Origin of the sequence: Odoribacter lunatus, assembly GCF_943193135.1 — a bacterium.
Taxonomy (GTDB): domain Bacteria; phylum Bacteroidota; class Bacteroidia; order Bacteroidales; family Marinifilaceae; genus Culturomica; species Culturomica lunata.
The window spans coordinates 1-10,377 of record NZ_CALPCZ010000045.1; the positions used below are offsets into that span (position 1 = coordinate 1).

Consider the following 10,377-nt stretch of genomic DNA (forward strand, 5'->3'; position numbering starts at 1 on the left):
GAAGCAGAAACGACACCCGTAATCCGGCACACTTGATTAATTTTTTCATATCAAGAAATTACTTAGCACCTTGAAAGCTCCCGGAAAGGTGGGTTAATGACAAAAAGAAAGCGTGGGAACTTTAGTTTATCTAAATAGAGGTATCGCCAAACACCCACGTAGAAATAAACAGTCCCCACGCTTGGCCGGGTATATATATAAGTATATACGGCAAACGTGAACGTTTGTACTGCTTATCCTTCTACGTTGAAAATTGGCGATTTCCTATTTAAGGATAAAACTAAACGCTTCAATAAAAATATGTATGCTACGGTGTTCTCATCACCATAACGCCACAAATATAAGGAAAAATCTACTATATAGACAACAAAAATGGACTAGTGCCACAAAGAAAGCATGAAACCTCAAACCACAAAAATCTACCTTGTCTATATATACACGCAAGTAATTTACAGATGCAAAACTACAAACAAAAACCGCAGAGCATGTTGCTCTGCGGTACCGTTCTATTCGTTCATTCTGTTACGCAAATCCATTCGCTCATGAAGGATACGGATGACCTCCACCTCACCACTATCGAGCATTCGATAGAACAAAAGATGTTTACCCGCCTTGAATCCGCGCAATCCGTCGAATATCTCGTCATAGCGTTTACCGAAAAGGTGAGGATTAGTTGCTATCTTTTGACAGGAGGATATCAGCATATTGTAATAGTCATCTGCCTGCCGTTCCGACCACTCGTCGAAGGTGTTGTTCCAGATGTCGGCAAGATCTTCGACAGCCTTGTTAGTCAAACGATATTTAGCCATTTGCACGTGCAACTTTCAATGCTTTGAGATGTTCGTGCGGATCGAAATTTTCGGCAATACCGCTTTCGACGCCTTCATTAATTACCGCTTTGAGTACCACTATTTGCTCCTCATTTTCTTCCAGAAGCCGCAAAGCAGCCCGTATAACTTCGCTGGCATTATTATAGCGCCCCTGCGATATTTTTGCTTTGATAAAGTCCTCGAAATAGGCTCCGAGTGCCACTGATGTCGTTCTCATATCGCTCGTTTATATTTGCGAAGTTACCAAATATTGGTAACTTCACAAATATTCCGCCGAAAATATTAGAGGTCTATTGCAATCCCAACTTTTTTACCCCTTTACAAAAACCCGGTAGCCGTTGGCGGGCAGGGTAAATTCTTTCAACGTCCCGGCGGTTGCTCCCGAAAAATACTCGGTGAAGGGGCCGGTAATCTCTTCCGCCAGCACGCTTCTCTGCTCTTCTCCCGTGAGATTGAGTACCACAACCACCTGCTGTTCCCCCAGTTTCCGCTCATAAGCGAACACATGTCTCTCATTATCCTGAGGCAATATACGGAATGTTCCGCCGTGCTCCCCCGCCTTCAAAGCCGGGCAACCGCGTTTCAAATCATTCAGCTTCCGGTAAAAACCTGCCAGTTCGGGACGCACATTCCAGTCGATGGAATCCTTTTCAAAAAAAGGCAAACGCTTGTTCAGCCCCGCTTCCTGACCGGAATACAGCAAAGGCATGCCCGGCACCGTGTAAGCCATCACCGCATAAACGGGAGCAGCCTCTCCCATACGCTCCGGAACGCTTCCCGACCAGGAATTTTCATCGTGGTTATCGATAAAATTCAGAACGATGGTCCGTTTCGTATATTGTGAATCCACTTTCGCAAAATACCCCGGCAGCTCTGTCCCGTCCTTCTTCCGCTGTGCCAGATCGTTCATCAGGTGATGCAAATCCCAGCCGTAGCAGGCATCGAATGCCTTACGGGTCAAATCCGGTTCCCAGGCCTCCGCCAGCATAAACACCGGCTTCACGCTGTCCAGCGCTTCCCTTGCCTCCTCCCAGAAATCCGTCGGCACCATTCCCGCCATATCGCAGCGGAAACCGTCGATATCCGCCTCCTTCACCCAATACAGCAAACTCTCTATCATATAGCGCCGCATCTCCCGGTTGTCGTAATTCAAATCAGCCACATCGCTCCAGTCCTCCACCGGGCTCACGATATGCCCGTCCCGCTGCGTATACCAGTCCGGATGCGCCTCGATCAGCCAATTGTCCCAGCCCGTATGGTTCGCCACCCAGTCGATCATCACCTTGAATCCCAGCCTGTGCGCCTCATTGACGACAGCCTTAAAATCCTCCAGCGTTCCGTATTCGGGATTAATCCCCCGGTAATCCTTCACCGCATAGTAACTGCCAAGCGTCCCTTTCCGGTTCTTCTCCGAAATCGGCGTTATCGGCATAAACCAAAGCACGTCCACACCCAATTCCTTCAAACGCGGCAAATGCCGTCCGAAAGCCTCAAACGTACCTTCCGGCGTATACTGCCGGATATTCACTTCATACAAAGAGGCATTCTCCGCCCACGCGACAACCTGGGGTGCCTCCTCCCGTGATTTTACTTCACAACCCGTCATAAAAACTGTTATTATAAAAACGATTAATATTCGATTAAACATAGCACGCACCATCAAATTTTATTGTTCCAATTCAAGTATCAACGCCGACTTCGCCGGTACGGTCAGTGACTTCCGCAAACCCGTAAACCTTTTGCCGCTGATTACATCCACGCCGGCATCACTATCGCCCAGCACCTCGGCGAAACGCTTCGTATCCAGCGTTTTCGATTCCTTGTCGGCATTATTCAGCACCACCATCACTTTCTTATTCTCATCATAGCGGAAATAAACATACACCTCGTTCTCCGGAATAAAATGCTTCATCGCACCCGTATGTATCACCGGATTGACCTTCCGCCAGTTCAACAGCTTCTTCACGAAACCGAACACCTCGTTCTGCTCCTTCGTCCGTCCCGCCGCCGTAAAAGCATTCATTTCGTCCCCCTGCCAGCCTCCGGGAAAATCGCGGCGTATATCGCCGTCCCCCTTGCTCTTCTCCCCCCGCATCATAATCTCCGTGCCGTAATACATCTGCGGAATCCCCCGGGTCGTCATCAAAATGGAAAACACCAGCTTAAAATCCGCCACATTCCCGTTCAATACCTCCCAGATCCGCTCCGTATCGTGATTGTCCGCAAAAATAAGCAAATCATACGGATAGGCATACACATAATCCTGCGAAAAAACGGCATACGGACGCATGATGCCCGAATCCCATCCCTGTTTCTCTTTCGTAAACACGGCCAAAGCATCCAGCAGCGGAAAATCCATGCCCGTGGGCAGCTCGGAATTAAACCCGTCCGCATTCAGCGCATCTTTCTGCCAGTAGGCCACTTCCGCCGGAGCATGCACCCAGGTCTCCCCCACGATGTTGAAATCCGGATACTCCGTCAATATACGCCGGTTAAAATCGATCATCGACTCCTTGTGGTTATACGGATACGTATCTATCCGCAAACCGCCCAAATCGGCGAACTCGATCCACCAGATCGCATTCTGTATCAGGTAATCCATCAACAGCGGATGCCGCTGATTCAAATCGGGCATCGACGTATCGAACCACCCGTCGGAATTCAGCTTCCGGTCTATCTCCGACGCATACGGGTCGGGAATCGTCCCCATACGGTAATTCGAACGCGTAAACGTATCGAACTGATGCACCCAGTCGGCAGAGGGCAAATCGTTCATCCACCAGTGGGCCGAAGCGCAGTGGTTCGTCACCACATCCATAATCAGCTTGATGCCGCGCTTCTTCGCCTCCGCCGAAAGCCGCCTGTAATCCTCATTCGTCCCGTAGCGGGGGTCAATCTTGTAATAATCACTGATAGCATACGTATGATAGGAGGTAACCGCCATATTGTCCTCCATCAGCGGCGTACTCCACAAAGCCGTCATACCCAGATCCTGCAAATAATCCAGATGGTCGATAATCCCCTGAATATCGCCTCCGTGGCGTCCGTTGAGGCTGCTCCTGTCCGCCTTCTCCGTCACCTCCGGATGGCTGTCGTTCGCCGGATTGCCGTTAGCAAAACGGTCGGGCATCAACAGATAAACCGCATCCGAATTGTCAAACCCCTTCCGCATCGCCGAATTTTCCTCCCGCTTCCACAAAGGATACGGATACGTAAATGCTTTCTTCCCGTCCTTCCTGAACACGATTTCCATATCGCCCGCCGGCGCATCGGCGGCAATCGTCAGATAAATAAACTGGTAATTCGGATTGCCGGTCGTCACCACCCGGTCTATATTCACCCCCGGATAACTCACCTCGGGACGATACGCCGCCATATTCCGGCCGTACACCAGAATCTGCAATTCCGGGTTCCGCATCCCCACCCACCAGTTCATCGGTTCCACCCGCTGAACCGGCGTGTTTTTTGCCTCCGCACCACACAACAACAGAGACAAAAACAGAACTAAAACAATTTTCATAAACTTACATTTCAGATTTCCAACTTAGAATTTTTACCCACACGGCACTTTTTCCCGTTCACGGTCACTTCCACGTCCTCTCCGGCTTCATTGAAAATAACCGTCTTGCCTTGCCCGACAATCACATTCAGTATATTGCCGCGGAACATCACCTTGAACGAATAAGCCTTCCAGCTTTCGGGAATAGCCGGATGAAAATGCAGCTCGCCCCCTTTCACCCGCATGCCGCCGAAGCCTTCGACAATCGACATCCACGTTCCTGCCATGGAGGTGATATGCAACCCCTCGTGCGCCTCCTTGTTGTAATCGTCCAGGTCCAGACGCGCCGTCCGCAGATAAAGGCTGTACGCCCTTTCCATATCTCCGATTTTAGCCGCCAGAATAGAGTGCACGCAAGGCGACAGAGAAGACTCGTGTACACAGCGGGACTCGTAAAAATCGAAATTCCGCCTTATACACTCCATGTCGAATTCATCCTCGAAGAAATAAATCCCCTGCAACACATCCGCCTGCTTGATAAAGCAGCTTCTCAGAATCCGGTCCCACGACCAATGCTGATTCAACGGACGGATGGCCGGATCCAGGTCCTTCGCCAGAATCTGCTCCTTATCCATATAACCGTCCTGTTGCAGGAAAATCCCCAGCTCCTTCTCTTCCGGGAAGTGCATATGGGCAATAATATCTTTCCAATGAGCCGTCTCGCCCTCGCAATCGAACTTCATCCGGGCAACCAGTTCCCCGAAACGGGCAGGATTGCGTTTCTTCACCTGCTCCATGCACTCCAGGGCATACTTCATACACCAAACGGCAATCTTGTTCGTATACCAGTTGTTGTTCACATTGTTCTCATACTCGTTCGGTCCCGTCACGCCCAATATCACATACTTCTTCTTCTCACCCGAAAAAGTGGCCCGCTGCGCCCAGAACCGGGCAATCCCCGTCAGAACCTCCAGACCGTGGTCCTCGATATATTTTTCGTCGCCCGTATAATTCACGTACCGGTAAATCGCATAGGCAATCGCCCCGTTCCGGTGAATCTCCTCAAACGTAATCTCCCACTCGTTGTGGCACTCCTCCCCGTTCATCGTCACCATCGGATACAATGCCGCACCGTCCGTAAATCCCAGCTTCATCCCATTCTCAATCGCCCTGTCCAGCTGCTTGTAGCGATACACCAGCAAATTGCGGGTCACAGCCGGATCCGCCGTCGAAAGATAGAAAGGCACGCAATAAGCCTCCGTATCCCAATAGGTGCTGCCGCCGTATTTCTCACCGGTAAAACCTTTGGGACCGATATTCAATCGGGCGTCGTCGCCCGTATAAGTCTGTTTCAGCTGGAAAATATTAAAACGGATTCCCTGCTGCGCCTCCACATCCCCTTCAATCGTAATATCCGAATGTTCCCAAATCTTCTCCCATTCCGAACGATGCGCCTCGAACAGTTCCGCGAATCCCTTCTGAAAAGCATTTTTCACAACACCCTTCGCATTCTCCAGCAACTTATCCGCCGGATGATTCATCGAACTCAACACAGCGACGTATTTATAAAAAACAACCTCTTTTCCTTTCTCGGCATACACCGAAACCCGGTTGCCCGCATATTTCTCCCTCACAATCGTATCGTCATCCGAAGTCACATACGCCTGACCGTCAATCGTCACAGCATACTTGATACCGACACCCACCTGAAAGGCGGTCTTTTTCGTCACCGACTGCAAATAAGCCTCTCCTTTCTGCGAATCGGTCGAAACAATGTCCCAGAACTTCTCGTCATAATTGGCATCCTGATTCTTTATGTCTCCGTCGATATACGACGTGAACACCATCTCTCCGCTGAAATTCAAAGGAACCACGGCATACCGGATCGCAGCCACTTCCTTGTCCGCCATACTGATAAAACGACGGGCGCAGACTTTCACCTGATTTCCATTCGACAACGCAGCCACAAAAGAGCGTTCCAGATAGCCTTCCCGCATATTCAGCGTCCGGACGAAATCACTCACTTTGCACACGGCCAAATCCAGCTGTATTCCGTCGATTTCCACATCGATACCGTTCCAGTACGGTGCATTCAGCACCTTGGCGAAGTACTCGGGATAGCCGTTTTTCCACCAGCCCACCCGGGTTTTATCGGTATAATACACGCCGCCGATATACGTTCCCTGCAACGTCGCGCCGGAATACCTCTCCTCGAAATTGGCCCGCTGTCCCATGCGCCCGTTGCCCAAACTGAAAATACTTTCCGAAGAGCGGTGATTCCTGGGGTCGAACCCCTCTTCTACAATACACCACTCGTCTGCTTTCAAATATTTATTCATATCGTTACATTTTTAATTTTCAACTTTCCGTCTTCCATCTTCAACTGTCCGAAACCGTCGATGTGATAATCCGCTTCCCGCAACACCTCCGGGTCTCCCACTCCCACGCATTTCATACCGCCCCGATGGGCCGCCTCCACGCCCGCCACCGCATCTTCGAACACCAGACATTCCGCCGGAGCAAGTCCCAGCAATTCCGCCCCCTTCAAAAAAACCTCCGGGTCCGGCTTCGCCTTGCTCACATTCGTTCCGTCCGCCACGGCATCGAACAACTCCTCAATGCCCACCTGCTTCAAAATGGTTTTGGCATTCTTGCTGGCAGACCCCAAAGACACTTTGATGCCCGCCCCGTGCAATGCCGTCAAAAATTCCTTTACCCCCGGCAATACTTCCTCCGGAGTCATTTTCAATATATATTCCAGATAAATCCTGTTCTTCCTGTCCGCAACCTCCGCTTTTTCCTCCCCGCTCAATTCGATTCCCCCGATACTCAGCAGAATATCGAGCGAAGCCATCCGGCTCACCCCTTTCAAGCGCTCGTTATCTTTCAGCGTAAACTCGAACCCGAATTCATCGGCAATCTTTTTCCACGCCAGATAGTGATACTTGGCCGTATCCACAATCACGCCGTCCAAATCAAAAATACAACCTTTCATAATTACTCATGATGAGAATAAGTTTCTTTAATAATAAACACGCAAAGAGCGCCCACAATCAGCAGGCCGCCGGCAAGCGCCAGCATCCCCACCTGCTGTCCGCCGACAAGGTGCAGCAGCGAACCGCCCACCAGTGCCGCCACGATCTGCGGCACGCAAATCGTACCGTTGAACAGTCCCAGATAAGCGCCCATATTCTTTCCCGAAACCGAATTGGTCAGAATCGTGAAAGGCATCGCCAGCATGGCGGCCCAGGCAAAACCGACGAGGAAATAGGAAATGAACAGCACGTACTGGTTGTGAATAAAAAGCGTAGACATAAAGCCGATACCGCCGATAAACAGGCTCAACGAATAAGCCAGCTTCCGGGAACGGAACTGCGGCAACACCATCGCCCATATTACCGAACCGATAGCCTGTACCGCAAACAGGACACCGACCCAGTTACCGGCAGCCTGATAACCTGCCGAAGCCGTATCGGTGGTCCCCCATACCTGGTGGGCAACCGCCCCGTTCGTATACGTCCACATATACATAAACGCCGCCCAGCAGAAAAACTGTACCAGCCCCACTGTCCAGAAGACTTTCGGCGCCCGCACCAGCAGATGCACGAAATCGCTTTTCTCTTTCTTCTCCGCAGCCGTAATGCCGTGGAACGCCTCGAACTCCTTAGGAGGCATTTCTTTTACTTTCACGGTGGTATAAATCACGCAGGCAATCAGAATCACCGCCCCGATGTAGAAAGAATAAATCACCGTATCCGGCACCATTCCCGGCGCCGCCGTATTCTGCAAACCGATGAGGGCAAAGATAAACGGGAACAGATACCCGACCAGACTCCCCGCATTACACAGGAAACTCTGTATCGAATAAGCCAACCCCTTCTGTTCCTCGTTTACCATATCTCCCACCAGCATTTTAAAAGGCTGCATGGCCATATTGATGGAGGTATCCAGCAACATCAGGAAAATCACGCCGAACAGCATCGCACTGATATAGTGCGTAAAACTGCCCGCATTCGGCAGCATGCACATTACCAGCACCGCCACCAGCGACCCGATAAACAAATAAGGAATCCGCCTGCCGAACCGCGTCCATGTGCGGTCGCTCAACGATCCCACGATAGGCTGCACGACAATACCCGCCAAAGGAGGCAAAATCCAGAAATAACTCAGACTGTGAGGATCCGCCCCCAGTGTCGCAAATATCCGGCTTACGTTCGCACTCTGGAGTGCATACGCAATCTGAACCCCGAAGAATCCGAAACTGATATTCCACAGCGTCCAGAAACTCAGCCGGGGTTTACACGTTAAATTATTCATTTCTACCATAAATTCGTCATTCTATAATCCACAAGGATAACTCCGGGCGATACACCCTGTTATACGGAGAATTTCCGCATCAGTTGAAAAGAATCGATTTATCAAGCCGATTCAAAGGTATATCAAATCCCGCCGAATGCAAACGTTTAAAATCGCCTCATCCGTCCGAATCATCCCTCCGCCCGCAGAAAGCGGGCATTTCAATCGGTTGCAAAAAGAAAGGGGGAAAAGCGGAAAAAACTTTTATTTAGAACAAATCTAAAAAGAACACTCCTACTTGCGGCAAGTAGATTCCCTCACGATCAAATTGGTCTTTATCACTTTGGTCACCGTCGGGATGTATTCTCCCTCTTCGGCATGAATCCTCCTCAACAAAAGGTTTGTAGCGATTTCGCCCATCTCATCCCCATGCTGCTCGACCGTCGTCAGTGTCGGATCGGTCAATGTCGCCACCACGCCGTCGGTAAACCCGCAAATCGCCACGTCCTCCGGCACCCGGAGACCGAAATGCTTGACGGCATGCATCGCCCCCGCAGCAGTCAGGTCGTTCACGGCAAAAATAGCATCCGGCCTGTTGTCCGAAGCCATCAACCGCTCGGTTACCACCCGGGCATCGTCCTGGTTGTCGCACTGCACAATCAATTTCTCATCCACCGGAATCTTAGCGCTCTTTAAGGCCTCGATATATCCCAGCTGTCTTTTTTGAGCGATCTGCATCGTCTGCGGTGCCGAATAATGGGCAATCCGCCGGCATCCCATAGAAATCAGATGCTGCACCGCAGCAAAGGCGCCATTAAAATCGTCCACGACCACCCGGTCGGTATCCAAATCCCCGCAAATCCGGTCAAAAAATACCAGCGGTATCCCCGCCTGCTGCAATTCTTTGAAGTGCTCCGCCTTGTGCGTCGTCTTCGCCATAGAAACCAGCACGCCGTCTACCCGGGAATTCAGGATGGACTGACAGATGGACACTTCCCGCTCGTACTGTTCATTGCTCTGGAAAATCACCACATTGTAGCCGTTCCGGTTAGCCACTTCCTCCACCCCGCTGATCACGCAGGAAAAAAAGTGATGAATGATCTCCGGAATAATCACGGCAATCAGAAACGTTTTTTTATTCCTCAAACTCAAAGCAATAACATTCGGAGTATAATTCAGCTTCTTGGCCAAAGCCTGTACCTCCTTCTTCGTTTCCGCACTGATATCAGGATGATCTTTCAACGCACGGGAAACCGTAGATACCGAAATACCGAGAATTTTCGCAATGTCTTTAATCGTAACCTGTGTTGCCATAAATAACATCTCTCGAATGCGTTCAAATATAAAAAATTGTTCCCATTCCACCAAATAAATTCTAAACATCATTTTATAGGAAACATCAGGATTGCCTATGGATTTTACTTGATAAAATACGCTTCAATACTGCTATAAAAATTGTATAAAAACCAGACAAAAACCATATAAATAGTTTACAACGTGCATTGCGAAGCACTTTATAAGCGCTTTATAAGCACTTTGAAAGCACTTTATAGAATTGATATAGCATCTTTGCATCATCGATAAAGATGTTTATTCTATAAGTAAGCCATAAATTATCCATAAGAAATCAATGCGAATCGAAAAAGCTTACCCAGAACGAAAAACTCCGCCCATTAAAACCTAGGTTTAAATTGGCGGAGTCTTCGCACGCTTAACCTACGTCAGTATTGACTTTCCAAAGGTATATCTAAA

At 49.7% G+C, this 10,377-nt stretch carries 8 protein-coding genes; all 8 read right to left on the minus strand.

The features are described 5' to 3' along the window. Window positions 1–506: 506 nt before the first annotated feature. On the minus strand, window positions 507–809 hold the full coding sequence (locus NFR61_RS10725) for a type II toxin-antitoxin system RelE/ParE family toxin (RefSeq protein WP_251623965.1): 303 nt from the start codon (window positions 807–809) through the stop codon (window positions 507–509). Then, window positions 802–1,047: a type II toxin-antitoxin system ParD family antitoxin gene (locus tag NFR61_RS10730; protein ID WP_251623967.1), complete on the minus strand. Its 246-nt coding sequence runs from the start codon at window positions 1,045–1,047 to the stop codon at window positions 802–804. Before NFR61_RS10730 ends, NFR61_RS10725 begins: the two co-directional genes overlap by 8 nt. 93 nt (window positions 1,048–1,140) lie before the next feature. Next, on the minus strand, window positions 1,141–2,436 hold the full coding sequence (locus tag NFR61_RS10735) for an alpha-amylase family glycosyl hydrolase (RefSeq protein WP_251623970.1): 1,296 nt from the start codon (window positions 2,434–2,436) through the stop codon (window positions 1,141–1,143). A 60-nt stretch (window positions 2,437–2,496) separates the two neighbouring features. Further along, a complete protein-coding gene (locus NFR61_RS10740; RefSeq protein WP_251623972.1) occupies window positions 2,497–4,350 on the minus strand; it encodes a glycoside hydrolase family 13 protein in 1,854 nt (617 codons plus the stop codon). Between the two features lie 11 nt (window positions 4,351–4,361). Further along, window positions 4,362–6,668 carry a glycoside hydrolase family 65 protein gene (locus NFR61_RS10745; RefSeq protein ID WP_251623974.1) on the minus strand — a complete coding sequence of 769 codons (2,307 nt, stop codon included), beginning with the start codon at window positions 6,666–6,668 and terminating at the stop codon, window positions 4,362–4,364. Next, entirely contained in the window at window positions 6,665–7,324 is a 660-nt protein-coding gene (gene pgmB / locus NFR61_RS10750; RefSeq protein WP_251623976.1) for a beta-phosphoglucomutase, read from the minus strand. Before pgmB ends, NFR61_RS10745 begins: the two co-directional genes overlap by 4 nt. A gap of 2 nt (window positions 7,325–7,326) precedes the next feature. Continuing rightward, window positions 7,327–8,655: an SLC45 family MFS transporter gene (locus tag NFR61_RS10755; protein WP_251623978.1), complete on the minus strand. Its 1,329-nt coding sequence runs from the start codon at window positions 8,653–8,655 to the stop codon at window positions 7,327–7,329. A 264-nt stretch (window positions 8,656–8,919) separates the two neighbouring features. Next, window positions 8,920–9,939 carry a LacI family DNA-binding transcriptional regulator gene (locus NFR61_RS10760; protein ID WP_251623980.1) on the minus strand — a complete coding sequence of 340 codons (1,020 nt, stop codon included), beginning with the start codon at window positions 9,937–9,939 and terminating at the stop codon, window positions 8,920–8,922. Window positions 9,940–10,377 lie beyond the last annotated feature (438 nt).